Raw genomic sequence first — 19,179 nt, forward strand, 5'->3', positions numbered from 1 at the left:
TGACTCTTCTGCGGGTTATCCAGCATTATCGGCGGCGACCTTCGCGACCCGGGCGAGACGGGTCCGGCGGATAGGATGTGCGGATGACAGCGCCCGAGACCTCCGGCACCCGCTTGCGCGACCTCGCGCGCCTGCGGCGCGTGCGCGACCGCATCGACCGCGAGTACGCCCAGCCGCTGGACGTGGAGGCGCTCGCGTCGGGCATCGGCATGTCGGCCGGGCACCTGAGCCGCCAGTTCCGGCTGGCCTACGGCGAGTCCGTCTACGCCTACCTGATGACGCGCCGCATCGAGCGCGCGATGGCGCTGCTGCGCCGCGGCGACCTCAGCGTCACCGAGGTCTGCTTCGAGGTCGGCTGCGCCTCGCTGGGCACCTTCAGCACCCGGTTCACCGAACTGGTCGGCATGTCGCCCAGCCTCTACCGCCGCGACTCGGCGGCCGAGGCCGAGGGCCTGCCGTCCTGCGTCGCCAAGCAGGTGACGCGTCCGATCAGGAATCGAGAAGCGCCGGAAAAGACGTCCCCCTAGACTGCGTTCCAAGGGTCCGGACCCCGGCGGCGACGGCCGCCGATCCTTCTGACATCACCCACCTGGAGACAAGCATGGACATCACCATCCACTCGACCTTCCTGCCGCACACGGACGCCGAGGCGTCGCTGGCCTTCTACCGCGACGGGCTGGACTTCGAGATCCGCAAGGACGTCGCCTTCGGCGGCAACCGCTGGATCACGATCGGGCCCAAGGGCAAGCCGGACACCTCCATCGTCCTGTTCCCGCCGAACGCCACGCCCGGCCTCACCGACGAGGAGAAGCGCACCATCGCCGAGATGATGGCCAAGGGCACCTACGCGATGCTGCTGCTCGGCGCCAAGGATCTGGACGCCACCTTCGAGCGCCTGCAGTCGCGGGATGCGGAGATCGTGCAGGAGCCCACCGACCAGCCCTACGGCGTGCGGGACTTCGGCGTGCGCGACCCGGCGGGCAACATGATCCGTATCCAGCAGCTCAAGACCTGACCCCGGAGACTCGCATGCCCAGCACCACCGATCCGAAGAAGAAGCCGCTGACCGGCGCCGCCAGGCACGCCGAGAAGTACGTGGCGAAGAAGGCGGTCAAGCCTGTCGCCAAGAGCACGTTCAGGAACGCCGCGCCGAGCGACGACATCGTCCCCGGCGTGGATGCTTCCAAGATGATCGATGCCCGCATCGCGGAGCTGGGGGATTGGCGCGGCGAACTGCTCGCGCGGCTGCGCAAGCTGATGAAGGAGGCGGTGCCGGGCGTCGAGGAGACGTGGAAGTGGCGCGGCACGCCGGTGTTCGAGCACAACGGCCAGATCTGCACCGGCGAGACCTACAAGGAGGTCGTGAAGATGACCTTCGCGAAGGGCGCGAAGCTGGCGGATCCGGGCAAGCTCTTCAACTCGAGTCTGGACGGCAACGCGCGCCGCGCCATCGACATCCGCAAGGGCGAGAAGATCGATGAGACCGCGCTGAAGGCGCTGTTCAAGGCGGCCGCGGCGCTGAACGACGCGGCGGCCAAGCCGAAGAAGGCCAAGCCGGCGGCTTGAGTCGCCCGTCCTGGTGTTCTTGCGCGGTCCTCTTGCCCGGTGCGCCTACCGGTCCCGGCGCGCGGTCCGGAACGTGATCGACCAGCGCAGCCGTTCGACCGGTGCGACGCTGTGCTGCCACGCCCATCGCGACGGTCCTCGCAGCGCGTAGATCGATCGTGGCTCGACGCTCACCTTGATGACGTCGGCGCGCTTGGGGGCATTGGGCGGGTACGGCCGGAAGCGCAGAGTCGCGGACGCGCCGAGCGAAACGCCGAAGACCTCTTCGAAGTCGGGCACGTCGCGATGCCAACCCAGCGGCGTGCCGGGCGAGTACTCGGCCACCAGCGCATGCACGAGCGCTTCCGGCGCCATGCCCGCCCATTCCGCGACACGTTGCCGCAGCGGCTCCAACTCCTCGATGAGCGCCTGCGCCGGGCGAATCCGGTTGGTGTCGTAGTCGAAGCTGCCGCCATAGCTGACGACGCGGCGCCGCGCGGTGTACTCCTTGTACTGCGCGGCCTCCAGCGGCAGCGAGCGGATCAGCGCGATCAGCACGACTTCCTCGTCCGACGACAGGAAGCCTGAGCGATACGCCATGCCGTCAGGCAGCGCGTCGGAGGGCGGGTCGAGGTCGTCGAAGAGCTTGGATTGGTCCATGACGTGAGGCTGGCCGCGAGACAGCGCGAGACAGCGCGAGGCAGTGCGAGTCAGCGCGGGCGATCGCGAGGGATCGGTTCAGCCGCGCAGGTAGTTGTCCTTCACCCGGATGTAATGCTCGGCGGAGTACTTCAGGTAGGCGATCTCGTCGGTGGTCAGTTCGCGCACGGGCATCGCGGGCCGGCCGATGTAGAGGTGGCCGCTCTGGAGCACCTTGCCCGGCGACACCAGGCTGCCGGCGCCCAGCATCACGCGGTCCTCGATGACGACGTCGTCCATCACGATGCTGCCCATGCCAATGAGGCATTCGTTGCCGATGCGGCAGCCGTGCAGGATGACGGAGTGACCGACCGTCACGTGGTCGCCGATGATCAGCGGCGAGCCTTCCGGCTTCTTCGGGTTTTTGTGCGAGACGTGCCCCATCGTCAGGTCCTGCACGTTGGTGCCGGCGCCGATCACAATGCGGTTCACGTCGCCCCGCAGCACCGCGTTGCACCAGACCGAGCTGTCCGGGCCGAGGGTGACGTCACCGATCACCTGGGCGGATTCATGGACGAAGACGCGCTCGGCGAGCACCGGGGCAGTATCTAGGTAAGGGGACAGCGGCATGGCGGGCGAGGGCGGGCAGCGGAAGAAGAAGACCATTGTCGCGGCGTCGAAGAAGACCGCCGCGAAGCCTGCTGCCAAACGCGCGACGAAGCCCGCAGCGACATCGGCCGAGAAGCCCGCCGTCAAGGCCCCGCGCGAGAAGCGCCATCACCACTACGTCTACGTCGTCGAGCTGGCCGACCAGGTCTGGAACGAGCCGCGCTTCCGCAAGGCAAATCCGGACTACCGCCTCGGCATGCCCTTCGTGTACGTCGGCATGACGGGGCTGGATCCCGACCTGCGCTTCGACAAGCACAAGGCCGGCATCCAGTCCAACCGCTACGTCTTCGATTACGGCCTGCGCCTGCTGCCGCAGCTGTACGAGGTCTACAACCCGATGCCCTACGAGGCCGCGCGGGAGATGGAGGTCGAGCTCGCCATCGGTCTGCGCGAGGCGGGCTACGGTGTATGGCAGGCCTGACGCTGTTGCGATACAGCGCTGCGGCATGATGGTCCGGCCTTTCGTTCCGGAGCAGAGATGAGCGCCACGTCCCCCATCGCCGCCACGCCCGTGGCCCTTCCGACCTACGCCGACGTCGAGGCCGCCGCCCGCCGCATCGACGGCCAGGCGCATCGCACGCCGGTGCTGAGCTCGCGCACCGTCGACGAGCTGTTCGGCGCGCAGGTCTTCTTCAAGTGCGAGAACTTCCAGCGCATGGGCGCCTTCAAATTCCGCGGCGCGTTCAACGCGCTGTCGCGCTTCACGCCGGAACAGCGCCGCTTCGGCGTGGTCGCGTTCTCGTCGGGCAACCACGCGCAGGCGATCGCGCTGTCGGCGCGCCTCCTCGGCATGCCGGCGACCATCGTGATGCCCAAGGACGCGCCCGCCGCGAAGATCGCCGCCACACGCGGCTACGGCGGCCAGGTCGTCCTCTACGACCGCTACACCGAGGACCGCCAGCAGATCGGCCGCGATCTGGCCGGCAAGCACGGCCTGACCCTCATCCCGCCGTTCGACCATCCCGACGTGCTGACCGGGCAGGGCACCGCGGCGAAGGAGCTGTTCGACGAGGTCGGCCCGCTCGATGCCGTCTTCGCGCCGCTGGGCGGCGGCGGTCTGCTGTCGGGCACCGCGCTGTCGACCCGCGCGCTCTCGCCCAAGGCAAAGCTGTACGGCGTCGAGCCGGAGGCAGGCAACGACGGTCAGCAGTCCTTCCGCAGCGGCCGCATCGTCACCATCGAGACGCCCCGCACCATTGCCGACGGCGCGCAGACGCCGCACCTCGGCGATATCACCTTCGCACTGATCCGCCAGCATGTCGACGATGTCCTCACCGCCACGGACGCGGAACTGGTCGACGCCATGGGCTTCTTCGCGTCGCGGATGAAGATGCTGGTCGAGCCCACCGGCTGCCTGGGGTTCGCCGCCGCGAAGGCGATGAAGGATCAGTTGAAGGGCCAGCGCGTCGGCATCGTGATCAGCGGCGGCAACGTCGACATGGCGCGCTTCTGCGAACTGGTCGGCACGGCCTCGGCGGCCTGAGCGGGCGAGACAGGCGGTCCGGGCGCGATGAGCGCCCCGGGGCGCTTGGACGGTCCGCGCGCTTTGGGCGCTCCGCGTTACCGCCCGTCACAGCTGCGAGGGACGCGAGGCCGTGCGCGTGACCTTGGTCAATGTCGCGCTTGGGGCCGGATGCCCAGAATGCGATCGCCATCCGACTTCAGACAGCAGGGGGATCCTCGCGTGCAAGCCCATCTCATCGACTCCGTCGGCGCCGCCGGCAAGAACCGCAAGGCCGACGTCGAATCCGTACAGCGTCTGCTGACGGCGCGCCATCTCTACCGGGGCCGCGTCGACGGCCTGTGCGGCCCGCTGACGGTCGACGGCATCCTGCGCTTCCAGCGCGGCTTCATGAGCAAGCCCGACGGTCGCGTCGACCCCAACGGCGGCACCTTCCGCCGCCTGACGGCCGCCGCTCCGGCCGCGAACACGCAGGCCGCCACGCCCGCCGCCCGCGTGGCGCCGGCCGCGGCCTCGCGTCCTGCCGCCGCGGCGCGTCCCGCGGCCTCGGCCACGCCGGCGCATGCGGCCACGACCGCGCCGGCCACCAGCGCCGGCAGCACCTCCGCCGCGACCCCGCAGAACGTCGCGGCCAGCGGCGATGCCGGCAGCGCCCGCGCCCTGCTGACCACCCTGGTGCCGCGTCCCGACGCGCACACGATGAACCCCGGCCTGGTGGCCGTGTCCTCGTCCTACATGGTCCAGGCGCTGGGCCAGCCGCGCCATTCGTACTCGCAGGACTGCCAGCCGCTGACCAACGAGAAGCTCAAGAAGCACATCGTGTCGAAGTCGGTCGGCCCCTTCCGGGCCACCGGCCTGGACCTGGCCGTCGAGAGCCTGGCCGCCGTGATGGAGGACATCCGCAAGGAGCAGCCCGCCGTCTACGCCGCGCTGGGCACCGCCGGCATGCTCTGCTGCCGCAACATCCGCGGCTCGACCACCGGCATCTCCAACCACTCGTGGGGCACGGCGATCGACCTGACCCTCAACGGCGTGCTGGACCGCCGCGGCGACAGCAAGGTGCAGGTCGGCCTGACGCTGATCGCGCCGATCTTCAACCGCCACGGCTGGTACTGGGGCGCCGCGTTCCGCACCGAGGACGCGATGCACTTCGAGGCCAGCCGCTCGCTGGTCTCGCAGTGGGCGCCGCGCCTGACCTGAGCGGATCCCGTCCGGCCGGCGACTGCGGTCGCCGGTGCTGACCGCAGGCTCCGGCCCCATCGGGTGACGCTTGCCGCGACACCCGTTGTTTCAATCTCCGCGCCGCTCGCCCACCGGCGTGCGGCGCTGCGTGGATACTCGTCGTCATGAAGCTCCGCCTGATCTCCGCTTTCCGCCTGCTGGCCCTGTCGGGCCTGGTGATGACCGCCGCCTGCCAGCCCACGCTGGCCGCCTGCAACGTGGCCACGCTGCCGGACGGCTGGGCCGCGGGCTCCGCGCGCTGGGACGGCGCCTGCGCCGCCGACCGGGCCGACGGCCTGGGCGTGCTCAAGGAGCAGCAGGGCGCCGCCGTGAAGCGCATGTTCCTCGGCCGCGTCGCCAAGGGTGAACTCGCGCTGGGCGTCGTCGACATTCCCGACCAGGGCTACATGGCCGGCCGCTTCGAGCAGGGCAAGCTCGTGCCCAGCGAAGACCGCCAGGTCTTCATCCAGGCCTTCGACGAAGCCGCCAAGGCCGCCACGTCGGTCGCGGACCGTTTCGAGAAGGCGGGCAACGCCGCTTCGGCGAAGTTCTATCGCGCCAAGGCCAAGGCCCTGCGCGAGCAGATGGACTGAGCGCTGCTGACAGCGGGCGCCAAGGCGCTCGCTACAGTCGGTTCATGACCGACAGCCCCCGCGCCTGGATCCGCCTGCCCTCCGGGGCGGCGCTCGACCTGATCAATCCGTCCCCCGACGCCTGGACCGACGAGGACCTGGCGCTGCGCCTGGCCCGCACCTACCGCTGGGGCGGCGAGTCCATCTGGCCCTGGCCGCTGTCGGTGGCGCAGCATTCGCTGCTGGTGCTCGCGCTGCGCCGCCGATGGGCGCAAGAGGACGGCGCCCCGCTGTCCGCGGCGCTCCAGCGGGCCGAACTCCTGCACGACGCCGAGGAAGGTTTCCTTGGCTTCGACTGCATCTCGCCGCTCAAGCGCGTGCTGGGCGAGCCGTTCCGCATCGTCGGCGACCGACTGATGGCGGCGATCGCGGTCCGTTACCGGTTGCCCGCGTGGACGCCCGACACGCACGCGACGCACAAGCGCGCCGACAGCATCGCCGCCGCGACCGAGGCCGTGCGCTGCACGGGCTGGTCCGAGCGCGAGGTGCGCGAGGTCCTGGGCATCACGCATCCGGTGCTGGCGGAGGATCCGCTGCAGGCCGCGTACGGCGGTACCCCGTGGGAGCCCTGGCCGGCGGACATCGCGGCGGGACGGTTCCTGGAGGAACTGCGCCGGCTCAAGGACTGACCGGCCACCTGGTGCCGTTCAGATGTGCCGCGCGATCGACCGCCTGGCAGTCTCGGCCAGCACGGCCGCGCGGTCCTCCGGGTAGGCGGCCCTCAGCACCTGCTCGGTCCTCGCGACGGCCTGGGCGGTCTTCGTGGGCAGGTTTGGAATACGCTTCTGGAGTTGTCGGCAGTCCCGCCCCGGCGTCTGGTCGATCGGGGGGCGACAGGCGCGATCATCCCTCAACGGCCACGGGATCCACGCACGCATGAAACCCTCCTTGCTCCCCGTCCTGAACGCCCTGGGTGTCCTGGACCACCGAAACCGGCATCTGCGGGTCTGCGCGGCGATGGTCATCTCGCTCTGGGCGCCGGTCGCCCGCGCGCATGACGATCCGGCGCGCCAATGGGCGCCGACCGCCGCCGACGTCCAGGCGGCGCAAGCCGCCTTGCCCGCGCCGCAGGTGCTGCCGGGCGCGAAGGCGCTGCTGACGCAGGTCCGGATCCACGGCATGACCGTCGGCCGGCAGGCGCTGAGCCGCCAGGGCGACGAGGTGATGGTCGACTACGCCTTCAGCGAGCGCGGCCGCGGCGACCAGCTCCGCGCGCGATGGACGCTTGATGCGCGCGGCCTGCCGCTGCGTTACGAGGCCGAGGGCAACGACTACTGGAAGGTCCCGCTCACCGAGCGCTTCGACCGTGCCGACGGCAAGGCGTCCTGGAAGAACCGCGTGGAGCAGGGCGGGGCGGCGTGGCCGGAGGCCGGTGCCTTCTACCTGCCCGCCAACGCGCCGCCGGAGTTCACCGGCGTACTGGCCCGCGCGCTGCTGAAGGCGCCGGGGCAACGCCTGACCCTGCTGCCGGCCGGCGAGGCGACGCTCACGAAGGGTCCGACGATCGTGGCGGGCGGGCGCCGGCTGACGCTGCATCAGATCTCCGGCATCGACTTCACGCCGGTGGCCGTGTGGCTGGACGAGCGCCAGCAGACCGCCGCCGTGGTCGACGACTGGTTCGAGGTGCTGGAAGCGCGCGACCTGCCGGCGCTGGCGCGCCTGACGGCCGCGCAGCGCGATGCGGACAAGCGCTGGTCCGCGGACCTGGCGAAGCGGCTGACACACGTGCCGCAGGGCGACTTGGTGATCCGCCATGCGCGGGTGTTCGAGCCGCGCGACCTGGTCGCGCGCGAGGACATGCGGGTGCTGGTGCGCGGCGGCTTCATCGTGCGCGTCGAGCCCGACGACGCCTTGCCGGCGCCGGCCGGCACCGAGGTCATCGACGCGGCCGGACGTTTCCTGATGCCGGGGCTGTGGGACGTGCACCAGCATTTCTCCGGCACGGACGGGGTCTTCGACCTGATCGCGGGCGTGACCAGCGCGCGCGACATGGCCAACGACAACGTCGCGCTGATCGAGCGCGTGCAGCGCTTCGACGCCGGCACCGAGCTCGGTCCGCGCGTGGTGAAGGCCGGCATCGTCGAGGGCGTCGGTCCGCTGGCCGCCCCGACCGACGTGCGCGTCGAGACGGTCGAGCAGGCGCGCAAGGCGGTCGACTGGTATGCCGACCGCGGCTACGCGCAGATCAAGCTCTATTCGTCCTTCAAGCCGGAGCTGGTGCGTCCGATCGCCGACATGGCGCATGCGCGCGGTTTGCGCGTCAGCGGCCACGTGCCGGCGTTCATGCGGGCGGAGCAGTTCATCGATGCCGGCGCGGACGAGATCCAGCACCTGAACTTCATCGTGCTGAATTTCTTCCCCGAGGTCGCCGACACGCGCGGCAAGGACCGCTACACGGTGATGGCGGAGAAGCTGCTGCAACTGGACCTCGACAGCGCGCCGGTGACGGGCTTCATCGCGGAAATGCGACGTCGGCACACGGTGCTCGACCCGACGGTGGCGATCCTGGAGGGGCTGTACTCGGGCGCGCCGGGCGAGCCGCCGGCGGCGCTGCAGGGCCTGGTCGAGCGCTTCCCGCCGATCGTGCGGCGCCGGCTGCTGTCCGGCGCGGTGGCGGTGCCGCCGGGCAAGGAGGAAGCGTATCGGCAGGCCTTGCCGCGCCTGCTGCAGCTGGTCAAGCGGCTGCACGACGGCGGCGTGACGCTGATGCCGGGCACGGACGCGTTCGCGGGCTACACGCTGCACCGCGAGCTGGCGCTCTACGTGCGCGCCGGCATTCCCAACGCCGAGGTGCTGCGCCTGGCGACGCTGACGCCGGCGCAGGTGCTGGGCGTGGCCGGCCAGCGCGGCGAGATCGCGGCGGGCCGGCAGGCCGACATGGTGCTGCTGGACGGCGATCCGCTGAAGGACATCGCCGCGCTGCGGCAGGTCGTGAAGACGATCAAGGCGGGCCGGGTGTTCGATCCGGCGCAGCTGGAGGCGGCGATGGGAATGGCGAAGTGAGGGGATGAGGCCCCGAACCGCGAGCGCTGCGCTCGGGGGGCCGCGCGAACGTTCTGCCCGCGCGGCCCGCGGGCTCAGAAGCCCTTCATGTCGTAGCGCACGCCGATCCAGGCTTGACGGCCCAGGCCCTGGTACGAGTAGACCGGCTCCACGTCGCGGTCGGCGGCGTTGAGGACCTTGGCTTCCAGGCGCCATTGCGGCAGGAAGCGCCAGGTCGCGCGCAGGTCCAGCAGCGCGTAGCCGCCCAGGTTGCCCGCCGTGTCCAGGCGCTTGCCGATGTCGGTCACCGTCGCGCCGGCGCTCCACGCGCCGGTGTCGTAGTCGACGGAGACGCTTTCCTGATGCGCCGCGCGACGGATCAGGCGCGCGTCGGTCTCGTCGTTCTTCGCATCGAGGAAGTCGACGTTGGCGGCGAAGTTCCAGTTGCCCAGGCGGTGCGCGCCGGTCAGCGTCGCGCCCTTCAGCGTGGCCTTGCCGACGTTGGCGGCGCAGCCGAAGGCGAAGTCGTCGTTCGCCGGGCACAGCGTCGCATCGGGGGTGTACACGATCAGGTCCTTGACCTTGTTGCGATAGACCGTCGCCGAGGCGCTACTCGCGCCCGAGCGCCAGTTCAGTCCCAACTCCGCGCTGCGGCCCTTCTCAGGACGGATGTCGTGATGGCCGTAGAAGGGAAAATCGGTGTCGTTGAAGGTCGGCGCGCGGAAGGTCTTGCCGGCCAGCGCGCGGACCTTCAGCGTCGAGCTCAGCGCGTAGCTGCCGCCGAGGCTGCCCGTCGTGTTGTTGCCGTAGAGCGAGTTGTCGTCCCGGCGCAGGTTGGCTTCAAGCGCCGCCCGGCCGAACAGGCCGCTGTAGCCGGCGATGTAGGCGTTGTTGGTGCGCTTGAGCGTGCCGTCGGTGACGCCGTCCGCCTTCTCCTCGAGGCGCTCGTAGGCCAGCACCACCTGCTGGTCCGGCGCGATGCGCAGCGCGTTCTGCCAGGTGGCCTGATCGCGCGTGGTCTTGAAGCGGCCGGCGTCGGCCAGGCCGGTCACGGAGTCATCGGTGCCGTGCGCCACCTGCAGCGTCGTGGTCCAGATCGGCGACAGCGTGCCGCGGTAGTCGACCGCGACTTCGCGCGTCTTGAGCCGGTTGCGATAGTCGCCCGACGGGTCGGCCGGCGGGCCGAACTCGTAGCTGTCGTACTGCGCGTTGAGGCGGCTCTGCGTCGCGCTGACGCCGATGCGGTGGCCTTCGGCGGGGGTGAATCCCAGACGTGCGGTCGCGACCGTGCGGTGGTAGCCGTCGTCGTCCGGGTTGTAGGAGGGGCTGCCGCGATCGCCGCGCACGGCGGTCGTGCCGTCGCTGGTTTCGCGGCTGATGCTGGCGGCGTAGTCGAAACCGGCCTGCGACCCGCTGACACCGAAGTCGCCCTGACGCGAGCTGTAGTCGCCGACGGCCAGGCCGCCGGTGACGTTCAGCGCGCCCTGGCCCTTCTTCGTGACGATCTGGATCACGCCGCCGACCGCGTCCGTGCCGTACAGGCCGGAGGCGGGACCGCGCAGCACCTCGATGCGCTCGATGCTGGCCAGGCTCATCGATTCGAAAGCCGCCTGGCCCAGCGTCGCGGAGCCCACGCGCACGCCGTCGATCATGACCACGGTCGAGCTCGTGTTGGCGCCACGCAGGAAGTAGCCCGTGGTCTGGCCCGGGCCGCCGTTGGACGCCAGTTGCACGCCGGCGTAGCGGCGCAGCACGTCGGCCACGCTGCTCGCGCCGCTGTTGCGCAGCGTGTCGGCGTCGATCAGGACCACGTCGGCCACGCTCTTGCTGAGGGGCTGTGCCTCGCGGGTGCCGATGACGATGACAGGATCTAGGGAGGACTGCGCGAAGGCGTTCGACGGAGCGAAGGACAGGGCGGGCAGGGCGACCAGCGCGGTCGCCGAAGCACGGGCGACAGCGCGCAGCGTGGCGCGGGGAGAAGAGGCTTGCATGTCGGAATCGGATGAGCAGCGGCAGACGGCCGCTTCCCCGCGGCCGCATGCGGAATGGACGCGCCATGCTCCTGGAAGCACGGCGACGATCCGCCTGTTGGCCGGTATCCGGGCTGTCGGAAGAATGAACCCGTGTTGCCTTCCCGGACGACCGTCCAGTGGTCTCAGACACGAGCCGCGCACCCTCTGCGTTCAGAAGCGGCGCGCCTTCCGCTTACCGTTGCGGGGGCAGCTCAGGTTGGGGCCACGACCGCGTGGGTGCAGCCCCTCCTGATTCCCGTTGAACTGCTCCGGCGGAAGGCCGGGCGCGAGCACCAACGGGGCGGATCATAACGGGAGGCCTCTCGACTTCGAGTCGTCTGGCGCGGGCTCTCCACGATGCAGGAGGCCTCCCTCCGGGAACCTCCAGCATCATTCCGGCCCCAGCAGCACTCGCTGTCCGCGGGCCTTGGGCCTTGGGCCTGCGGGCTGACTGCTGGCCTTTGGCTTACATGAACAGGTGTTCGCCGGCGTTCTCGCCGCCCAGGACCACGTAGTTCACCTTGCGCAGATCGCCGAGGGCACGGCCGCCGGCGTAGGAGATGGAGCTCTGCAGGTCCTCCTCCATCTCGCGCAGCGTGTCGGCCAGGTGGCCCTTCACGGGCTCGAGGATGCGCTTGCCTTCGACGTGCTTGTACTCGCCCTTGTTGAAGTCGGACGCGGAGCCGTAGTACTCCTTGTAGCGCTTGCCGTCGACCTCGACGGTGTTGCCGGGCGACTCCTCATGACCCGCGAAGAGCGAGCCGATCATCACCATCGCGGCGCCGAAGCGCACGCTCTTGGCAATGTCGCCGTGATGGCGGATGCCGCCGTCGGCAATGATGGGCTTGGTCGCGACGCGGGCGCACCACTTCAACGCCGACAACTGCCAGCCGCCGGTGCCGAAACCGGTCTTCAGCCGCGTGATGCAGACCTTGCCCGGACCGATGCCGACCTTGGTCGCGTCGGCGCCCCAGTTCTCGAGGTCGATGACGCCTTCGGGCGTGCCGACGTTGCCGGCGATGACGAAGGTGTCAGGCAGCTTGTGCTTGATGTGGGCGATCATGCGCTGCACGGCGTCGGCGTGGCCGTGGGCGATGTCGATGGTGATGTAGTCGGCGCCGACGCCTTCGGCGGCGAGGCGGTCGATGATGGCGTAGTCCGCGTCCTTGACGCCGGCGCTGAGGGAGACCAGCAGGCCCTTGTCGCGCATCGTGCGGGCGAAGGCGACGGCGTCCAGGTCGAAGCGGTGCATCACGTAGAAGTAGCCGTTGGCGGCCAGCCATTCGGTGATGGACTCGTCGACGACCGTCTTCATGTTCGCGGGCACCGCCGGCAGCTTGAAGCGGCGGGGGCCGAACTCGACGGAGGTGTCGCACTCGCTGCGGCTGTTGACGCGGCACTTGCGCGGCAGCAGCAGGATGTTGTCGTAGTCGAAGATTTCCATGGTCCAAAGTCGCAAAGTCGGGCTGCGTTGATGCAGTGCACGCCCTGGGCTGCGAGCGCTTGACTTGGGACCCGGCCAAAAAAAACCGGGTCCCAAAATTTGGGCCCGGTGACCCATTCTACGCGTGCTGCGGGGCGCCGCTGCCGCGCTGCGGTGCAGCATGCATCGATCAGGGGCTTTTGGGCGCAGTTCGCTAAACTTCGCCCCCTTGGCCCTTCAACGGGCGACATCCGAAGACCAGCCACATGCATTCCGTCGTCATCAGCGGCACCGGGCTCTACCAGCCCCCGCACGTCATCACCAACGCCGAGCTGGTGGACTCGTTCAACCGCTACGTGGACCTGCAGAACGCCGAGCACGCCGAGGCGATCGCCGCCGGCACGCGCGAGGCGCTGGTGCACTCCAACGTGGAGTTCATCGAGAAGGCCTCGGGCATCAAGCAGCGCTACGTGATCGAGAAGGACGGCGTGCTGGACCCGACGCGCATGTACCCGCGCTTCGAGGAACGGGCGGACGACCAGTTGTCGCTGATGGCGGAGATCGCGGTCGACGCGTCGCGCAAGGCGCTGGCGGCCGCGGGCAGGCAGCCCGAGGACGTGGACGCGGTGTTCTGCTCGGCGGCGAACATGCAGCGCGCATATCCCGCGATGGCGGTGGAGATCCAGCAGGCGCTGGGCGCGGGCGGCTACGGCTTCGACATGAACGTGGCGTGCTCGTCGGCGACCTTCGCGCTGGAGCAGGCGTACAACGCGGTGCGCTCGGGCGCGTCGAAGTGCGTGCTGATCGTGAATCCGGAGATCACGTCCGCGCATCTGGAATGGAAGGACCGCGACTGCCACTTCATCTTCGGCGACGTGTGCACGGCCATCGTCGTGGAGCGCGCCGACCTGGCGACGGCGCCGGAGCAGTGGGAGATCCTGGGCACCAAGCTGGCGACGCAGTTCTCCAACAACATCCGCAACAACTTCGGCTTCATGAACAAGGCCGAGGACAGCGATCCCGAGGCGCGCGACAAGACCTTCCGCCAGGAGGGCCGCAAGGTCTTCAAGGAAGTGGTGCCGATCGCCGCGGCGCACATCGAGAACCACCTGGCGTCGCTGCACATCCAGCCGACCGACGTCAGCCGCTACTGGCTGCACCAGGCCAACCTGGGCATGAACCAGCTGGTGATCAAGAAGCTGGTCGGCGGCGAAGCCGGCGCGGAGATCGCGCCGCTGATCCTGGACACGTATGCGAACACGGCGTCGGCCGGTTCGGTGATCGCGTTCCACGAGCACCGCGCCAACCTCAAGCAGGGCGACCTGGGGGTGATCTGCTCGTTCGGGGCGGGGTACTCGGTGGGGAGCGTGATCGTCAAGAAGCGCTGATCAAGGCGCAGGAGGAGGGCGACCCGCCGGCAAAGGCGGGCGCACGTTCGAGGATATCGAGGGAGGATTGAATGCCATTGGCAGACCAGACTGAGAGCCTGGCCGACAGGACCTGGCGCGGGCCGCCGCATCCGAGTTCGCGGGTGTCGTCCATGCACATGATCATCGGGGTCCTGTATCTCCTGACGACGGCGATGCTGACCATCGGCCTGCTGACGAAGATCCGGAACGGCACGCTCTCCGAGGGCCTGGTGATCGTCTGGCTGTTCCTGCTGGCGTTCTCGCTGGGGCACATCTGGCTGTCGCGCGTGAGCGCACGCCGCGTGCCCTGGTCGCGCGGGGTCAGCGTCGCGATTGTGCTGCCGCTGTTGCTGGCTTTCCCGATCGGGACGATCGCGGCGGGCTGGGTGATCTACCACGCGATGAAGGATTGGGACTGAGCGGACGGGGAGGGTGGTGCGGCTGAAGCGCCTTCTTCTCCAGGCATGCGATCGGCGGTTGCCCTGGCTGCTGATCGTGAGCTCATTCGCAGTTTGCTTGTTCATCGGAAGGGCAGCGGCGCGCCAGGGCATAGACATGTGCGTGGCCCAGGTTTCCAGCAGGGACTGGAAATCGACACATGCCACCGTGGAGCAGGTGTACTTGATGCCAGGTTGTGCGAATCGGTTTGGCTCCCGGTACTCGCTGCGCGTCGCGTACGCCTACGAGGTGCAAGGCCACCGCTTCAGGAACAATGAACTGGGGTTTGGTGTCAGTCCTTGCACGAGTCGGTCAGACGTTGAGTCCAGACTAGATCACTTCCCTGTGGGCGCGCAGATGGACATCCACTAAGACCCGCGAGCCACTTCCCACTCGGTGCCATTTTTGCGGTGGCTCGGGAACTGGCGCAATCTTCACTTCCATCCTGATATGTGCGCTGAGCTTTGCTGGCCCGTTGTGGCCAATCAATGTGCTGCGCGCTTGGTATATGGATTCTTCGAACGCCAGAGCGGAACGCACCTAAGCATCGAGTCTCCATTACATGAGCAGACCTTCTTGCAGAAGCTTGAGAATTAGACTAAGTCGATCGCAGTGTTCAGTCTTGATCGAAGCAGGCTTTGATTAAGTATGCGGGTTGCCTTCATTTTTTCGGAAGCCACTTTCGTTCAACCAGCTCCTTGATACCTTTTGCTGCCAGTGAGTTTGAGATGTTCAGTTGTTTGGCTACAGACTTGTGCATATCTTTGGGCCACGAAGCAGGTGCCCCAGTTGGCATATGTCTGAACACCTGCTCTAAGCGAGTCTCGGTTAAGTGTGTCGCTGCCCATTGCACAAGTGCCGCAGAGGCCTCCTCCATCGATCTCGCAATCGATAGAGGTGCGCTGCTTTTGAGCTCAACCGTTGAGACGCTGGCCGAGCGTCCGAAGGTTTTGGCCACCCATTGCAAAACCTGGCTGTTGTATGACTGGTGAAGCGGGCGCAGCTGGTGGAATTTCAAGACGATTGCCATCATCCCAGCAAGGCGAGTCGTGATGGAGAACGTGCGGTCGCTGACGGTCAGGTCCCGTAGCTGTTCAGTGTGAATTCGAATGCAAAGCTGTTGAATCTGTCGAAATTGAAAGTAGACGGAATTCAAAGCACTTGTGTTGCCGAATTCGATCAGGCGCGCTTGGCTTGCATTGAACAACAAGTAGTTGAACGCGGCTTCGAGAAGGCTGGCAAGGCTCTTTGTTGACTCACGCAATTGATTTAGATTCTTTCTTTTGAAGTCGTCTTCAGCCTTTGTTCTCAATTCTTCGAGCTGTGTGGCGAATCCCTCCAGCCTTCTCTGGGCGTCACTTGTGTAGAGCAGTAGAAGCGTTGACTGCTGTCGCTCGGACGCGAATTTTCCGACTAGAAGCGCTGTCAGCACCAGGCCGGACATCGCCACGCACGTGGCGATGACTCTTCCAAATCCAATTGGGGAGAGATCTCCGTAGCCAAGCGTTGTGAATGTCACTAGGCTGAAGTACAGCGCGTTAAAAAAAGTCGGGCTGGTCGGTGCGCCGTTCGCGATCAACGAATGAGAAGGCGGCGCCACGCTGTAGTACGTCGCCGCGAATATCAATACGAATGACGCTGCAACCAGGAGGTCAAGGTATGAGGCGCGTTCCACCCGTCTCCCCAACTTGGTCGTGAGAGGACCCTTGGGGTGTGGCGAGACGGGTCTTGTGGATAGTGAGAGTGGAGTCTCTTCTTCGGCCATCAATTCCTCCCTTGTTTTGGCCGAAAGTGTAGAAGCTGCCCATCGAAAAAGGGGAATCGATGCCGACCCCTCGTGACGTGTCGCCTCAGCAACATCCAAGCTCCGCCACTAGGTCAACTGTGTCGTCAGATCCGGATCTCCCTTCGCCATGGCCAACTGGTAAGCAGGCCTCTCGCCGATGCGCTGCAGATACGCTCGGATGCTCGGATACGGCGCCAGATCGATCGGCAGGAACAGCCGCATCGTGGTGAGCGAGAACACGCTCATGATGTCCGCCGCCGTGAACTCGTCGCCCGCGAAATAGCGCGCCTGACCGAGCCGCTCCTCGACGAGTGCGAGGACCTTGTCGAGGCGCTCTTGTGTCGCCGCCAGGACCGGATGATCGGCTGGCAACGCGCGTCCCAGCGTCATCCGTCGCAGCATTACCGGCTGCAGATTGCCGTTGGCGAAGTGGAACCAGTAGAGGAACGATGCGAAGTCCGGATGCTCTGCGTCGGGTTTCAACCGCCCGTTGCCGTGCCTGGCGATGAGGTACTCGACGATCGCGGCGGACTCCGCGAGTAGCAGGTCGCCGTCCTCGATCAGCGGCGCGGCGCCGAGAGGATGCAGTGCCTTGAGCTCGGGCGGCGATAGCCGCGTCACAGCGTCGCGCGCGTAGCGCTTGAGCTCGTAGGGAATGCCCAACTCTTCGCAGAGCCAGAGGATGCGTTCCGATTGGGAATGGCCGAGGTGGTGGAGGGTGATCATGGCGTTGCGTTGGCGTCGTTGAATTCGTTGAAGCCTCCGAGCGAGGCGATGCAGAACGAGGCGTCAGGCCGCGCGCTCGTGGCCGCGGACGGACGTCGGCGCGAAACCGAAGCGCTCGCGGAAGCGCACGGCGAAGCGCGAGGGAGAGTCGTAGCCCACAGCGCGCGCGATCTCGGACACGGGCTGCGTGGTGGCCTGAAGCAGCGTCAACGCGGAGGCCATGCGGGCGTCGACGATCAAGGTCGTCATCGAGGCGCCTTCGGCGACCAGCCGGCGCCGCAGCGTGGCCTCGGACATCGCCAGCGCGGCGGCGACGCGAGCGGTCGTCCAGTCCTCGTCCAAGCGACCGGCGATCAGCGCGCGCACGCCAATGGAGACGCTGGCATCGACGGGCGCGGATTGCAGCACGACACCGTCTTCCAGCAGCCAGTGCATTACCTCCAACACGCGTTGGCGGGCGATGGCATCGGGCAAGGCGAGGGCCGGCGAGAGCGCCTGCCTGGCGCGCTCGAAGGCATCGGCCAGTCCCGGCCGAACTTTCGACAGCAGACGCGCCGGAGATGGCCGGATTCCCGAACGATCCAGCTGCGCGACGCGTGCGGCGTAGAAAGGATCGTCGAGCAACCCGGCGTCGAAGAGGAGCCAGCGCGCTTCGTATTGCGAGCCCTGGACGACGAGGTTCGTGAAGTCGACGGTCTGGTTGCCGCTCAGCAGCAGCGCCTGCCCGGGTTGGGCCCGGACGCCGGCTCCACGCGCGGGCTTGACCGTCTTGATGCCCCGGTCGACGAGGATCAGCGCGGGCAGGTCGACTCGCATCCGCAGGATTTGCAAGCCGCGGCCTTGCAGCACGTGCGCCGCGACGCCGACGCCGGGGCGGAGGTACAGCTCGCGCGCAAGCGTGGCGCCGTCGGGCGGCTGGATCGTGCTCGGCTTCACATCGACTCCTCTTGAAGAGATGAATCGATCCTAGCGGGCGCACTTCACGCCGACGGTGCGGCGGCGATCAGGTTTGGTGCCGATCCGATCAAGCGCGGGCGCAGCGGGCGGCCCGCGCGGGCGCCGTGTCCGCGTGCCCGTTCATGCTCCAATTCCACGATGAACTCGATCACCCGCCATTTCGCCTCTGCCACGATCTGCTCGCTCGCCGCGCTGACAGCGGTCGCTTCCGCCGCCTCGCCGGAGCCGGGCACCTTCCCGCCGCTGACGGCCTCCACGCCGATCTTCGACGAGATCTTCGTGCAGCAGCTCCCGCCGGGCTTCAAGCCGCAGGTGGAGAAGACCGACGGCCCGTTGTACATGCGCTCGATGGTGCTCGCCGGCGATCCCGTCGATGGTCGATGGACGCAACGCTTCCTCCTGACGGCGGTGAAGGACGCCGCGCTCGCGCCGAACGCGACCGCCGCGGGTTATGCGATGAACGTCGCCGCGGGCTTCAAGCAGGCCTGTCCGACGAGCTTCATGGGCGCCCGCATGCTCGAAGGCCGCATCGAGACCGGACATGACGGCTACATCCTGATCATCGGCTGCGGCACGCACACGATGACGAACGACAAGTCGCCGACCAGCGAGTTCACGATCCTGGCCGTCTACAAGGGCGACAAGAACATGTACACGATCCAATGGTCGGAGCGCGGCGAGCCGACGAGCACGCCCCCGCATCCCGATCGTGCGCTGCTGCAGCAGCGCCTCAGCGCGATGTCGCCGGTGCGCATCTGCGCGAAGCAGCCCGGCGAGGCGCCGCCGTTCGCGAGTTGCCTGAAGAAGTGAGGCGTCGCGACCCGCATCGCCGTCGGCGGGTGACTCGCATCCGTCCGCCAGGATTCCGATCGGGACGCCGCCCGATGGCTGTCAGAGAAGACGGTTCAATGGCCGCGGCCATGCCTCGCTCCCTGGATCGTTTTATTGGACGCGGAGCATACAAGTCGCCCCGAGACGCGCCGATCAGGATTTCACCAGCCAGATGACGACGCCGATGGCCACCCACAGCATCATTCCGAACAGGGACCCCAGCTCCGCCTCCACCAGATAGAAGCCGCCGGGCTGCTTCACGATCCGCCCGAAACCCGGTTTGACGAACCCGCCGTTGGTACTGGGCTCGACCCGGAAGCGCCCCAGCGTCAGTACCGGCAGCAGCAGCCAGGCCGTGCCGAAGCCGGCGAGCTGGATCACGATCTCGACGATCGGCTGGATGAAGAATTCGACCAGGGCTTCAACGATCATGGATTCACCAGCGGG

Annotated in this window: 22 protein-coding genes and 1 riboswitch; of the genes, 13 read left to right on the plus strand and 9 right to left on the minus strand. The window is 67.8% G+C overall.

All coding sequences use genetic code 11. The features are described from left to right. Positions 1-83: 83 nt before the first annotated feature. From AC07O8_RS17800 to AC07O8_RS17810, 3 genes are all read left to right on the plus strand, one after another. Positions 84-527, plus strand: coding sequence for a helix-turn-helix transcriptional regulator (locus tag AC07O8_RS17800; protein WP_495049305.1), 444 nt, complete (start codon positions 84-86; stop codon positions 525-527). Between the two features lie 74 nt (positions 528-601). Next, positions 602-1,015, plus strand: coding sequence for a VOC family protein (locus AC07O8_RS17805; protein ID WP_495049306.1), 414 nt, complete (start codon positions 602-604; stop codon positions 1,013-1,015). Between the two features lie 173 nt (positions 1,016-1,188). After that, positions 1,189-1,566 carry a DUF1801 domain-containing protein gene (locus AC07O8_RS17810; RefSeq protein ID WP_495049478.1) on the plus strand — a complete coding sequence of 126 codons (378 nt, stop codon included), beginning with the start codon at positions 1,189-1,191 and terminating at the stop codon, positions 1,564-1,566. Between the two features lie 45 nt (positions 1,567-1,611). On the opposite strand, the gene AC07O8_RS17815 is transcribed toward AC07O8_RS17810, so the two are convergent. Then, positions 1,612-2,205 (minus strand): alpha-ketoglutarate-dependent dioxygenase AlkB, encoded by a 594-nt coding sequence (locus AC07O8_RS17815; RefSeq protein ID WP_495049307.1) that lies wholly within the window; start codon positions 2,203-2,205, stop codon positions 1,612-1,614. A gap of 78 nt (positions 2,206-2,283) precedes the next feature. Further along, entirely contained in the window at positions 2,284-2,814 is a 531-nt protein-coding gene (locus AC07O8_RS17820; protein WP_495049308.1) for a gamma carbonic anhydrase family protein, read from the minus strand. A 172-nt stretch (positions 2,815-2,986) separates the two neighbouring features. On the opposite strand from AC07O8_RS17820, the gene AC07O8_RS17825 reads away from it, so the two are divergent. From AC07O8_RS17825 to AC07O8_RS17845, 5 genes are all read left to right on the plus strand, one after another. After that, the gene (locus AC07O8_RS17825) at positions 2,987-3,274 is read left to right on the plus strand and encodes a hypothetical protein (RefSeq protein ID WP_421033785.1); all 288 of its coding nucleotides are present in this window, start codon (positions 2,987-2,989) and stop codon (positions 3,272-3,274) included. Positions 3,275-3,331: 57 nt separating this feature from the next. Beyond that, positions 3,332-4,336 (plus strand): threo-3-hydroxy-L-aspartate ammonia-lyase, encoded by a 1,005-nt coding sequence (locus tag AC07O8_RS17830; protein WP_495049309.1) that lies wholly within the window; start codon positions 3,332-3,334, stop codon positions 4,334-4,336. Between the two features lie 201 nt (positions 4,337-4,537). Next, positions 4,538-5,515 carry a M15 family metallopeptidase gene (locus tag AC07O8_RS17835; RefSeq protein ID WP_495049310.1) on the plus strand — a complete coding sequence of 326 codons (978 nt, stop codon included), beginning with the start codon at positions 4,538-4,540 and terminating at the stop codon, positions 5,513-5,515. Positions 5,516-5,661: 146 nt separating this feature from the next. Beyond that, on the plus strand, positions 5,662-6,129 hold the full coding sequence (locus AC07O8_RS17840; protein ID WP_297529972.1) for a hypothetical protein: 468 nt from the start codon (positions 5,662-5,664) through the stop codon (positions 6,127-6,129). A gap of 44 nt (positions 6,130-6,173) precedes the next feature. Next, a complete protein-coding gene (locus AC07O8_RS17845; RefSeq protein ID WP_495049311.1) occupies positions 6,174-6,797 on the plus strand; it encodes a phosphohydrolase in 624 nt (207 codons plus the stop codon). 18 nt (positions 6,798-6,815) lie between these two features. Here the strand turns inward: AC07O8_RS17845 and AC07O8_RS17850 are convergent, their stop codons facing one another. Then, positions 6,816-7,046, minus strand: coding sequence for a hypothetical protein (locus tag AC07O8_RS17850; RefSeq protein WP_495049312.1), 231 nt, complete (start codon positions 7,044-7,046; stop codon positions 6,816-6,818). Between AC07O8_RS17850 and AC07O8_RS17855 the strand changes: the two genes are divergently transcribed. Then, complete coding sequence (locus tag AC07O8_RS17855; protein ID WP_495049313.1) at positions 7,045-9,171, plus strand: amidohydrolase family protein; 2,127 nt, start codon at positions 7,045-7,047, stop codon at positions 9,169-9,171. The genes AC07O8_RS17850 and AC07O8_RS17855 overlap by 2 nt on opposite strands. A gap of 74 nt (positions 9,172-9,245) precedes the next feature. Here AC07O8_RS17855 and AC07O8_RS17860 read toward each other — a convergent pair whose 3' ends face one another. Both AC07O8_RS17860 and AC07O8_RS17865 read right to left on the minus strand, forming a co-directional pair. Continuing rightward, complete coding sequence (locus AC07O8_RS17860; RefSeq protein WP_495049314.1) at positions 9,246-11,141, minus strand: TonB-dependent receptor domain-containing protein; 1,896 nt, start codon at positions 11,139-11,141, stop codon at positions 9,246-9,248. Between the two features lie 82 nt (positions 11,142-11,223). Then, positions 11,224-11,475: riboswitch (cobalamin riboswitch) on the minus strand. Positions 11,476-11,628: 153 nt separating this feature from the next. Further along, on the minus strand, positions 11,629-12,606 hold the full coding sequence (locus AC07O8_RS17865) for a GMP reductase (protein WP_495049315.1): 978 nt from the start codon (positions 12,604-12,606) through the stop codon (positions 11,629-11,631). Between the two features lie 245 nt (positions 12,607-12,851). Here AC07O8_RS17865 and AC07O8_RS17870 point away from each other — a divergent pair, with 245 nt between their 5' ends. The 3 genes from AC07O8_RS17870 to AC07O8_RS17880 all read left to right on the plus strand — a co-directional run bounded on the left by AC07O8_RS17870 (position 12,852) and on the right by AC07O8_RS17880 (position 14,804). Next, positions 12,852-13,973: a beta-ketoacyl-ACP synthase III gene (locus tag AC07O8_RS17870; protein ID WP_495049316.1), complete on the plus strand. Its 1,122-nt coding sequence runs from the start codon at positions 12,852-12,854 to the stop codon at positions 13,971-13,973. A gap of 71 nt (positions 13,974-14,044) precedes the next feature. Continuing rightward, positions 14,045-14,413, plus strand: a complete 369-nt coding sequence (locus tag AC07O8_RS17875; protein WP_495049317.1) for a hypothetical protein — start codon at positions 14,045-14,047, stop codon at positions 14,411-14,413. Positions 14,414-14,618: 205 nt separating this feature from the next. Next, entirely contained in the window at positions 14,619-14,804 is a 186-nt protein-coding gene (locus tag AC07O8_RS17880) for a DUF3592 domain-containing protein (RefSeq protein WP_495049479.1), read from the plus strand. Positions 14,805-15,093: 289 nt separating this feature from the next. Here AC07O8_RS17880 and AC07O8_RS17885 read toward each other — a convergent pair whose 3' ends face one another. The 3 genes from AC07O8_RS17885 to AC07O8_RS17895 form a co-directional block, all read right to left on the minus strand. Next, positions 15,094-16,197: a potassium channel family protein gene (locus AC07O8_RS17885; RefSeq protein ID WP_495049318.1), complete on the minus strand. Its 1,104-nt coding sequence runs from the start codon at positions 16,195-16,197 to the stop codon at positions 15,094-15,096. Between the two features lie 108 nt (positions 16,198-16,305). Beyond that, positions 16,306-16,944, minus strand: coding sequence for a glutathione S-transferase family protein (locus AC07O8_RS17890; protein ID WP_495049319.1), 639 nt, complete (start codon positions 16,942-16,944; stop codon positions 16,306-16,308). A gap of 63 nt (positions 16,945-17,007) precedes the next feature. Further along, positions 17,008-17,880, minus strand: coding sequence for a helix-turn-helix transcriptional regulator (locus tag AC07O8_RS17895; RefSeq protein ID WP_495049320.1), 873 nt, complete (start codon positions 17,878-17,880; stop codon positions 17,008-17,010). 159 nt (positions 17,881-18,039) lie between these two features. Between AC07O8_RS17895 and AC07O8_RS17900 the strand changes: the two genes are divergently transcribed. Further along, positions 18,040-18,711, plus strand: coding sequence for a hypothetical protein (locus AC07O8_RS17900; protein WP_495049321.1), 672 nt, complete (start codon positions 18,040-18,042; stop codon positions 18,709-18,711). Positions 18,712-18,885: 174 nt separating this feature from the next. On the opposite strand, the gene AC07O8_RS17905 is transcribed toward AC07O8_RS17900, so the two are convergent. Next, positions 18,886-19,164 carry a hypothetical protein gene (locus tag AC07O8_RS17905; protein ID WP_495049322.1) on the minus strand — a complete coding sequence of 93 codons (279 nt, stop codon included), beginning with the start codon at positions 19,162-19,164 and terminating at the stop codon, positions 18,886-18,888. Positions 19,165-19,179 lie beyond the last annotated feature (15 nt).

This window comes from Roseateles sp. GW821-FHT09G09 (assembly GCF_059415965.1).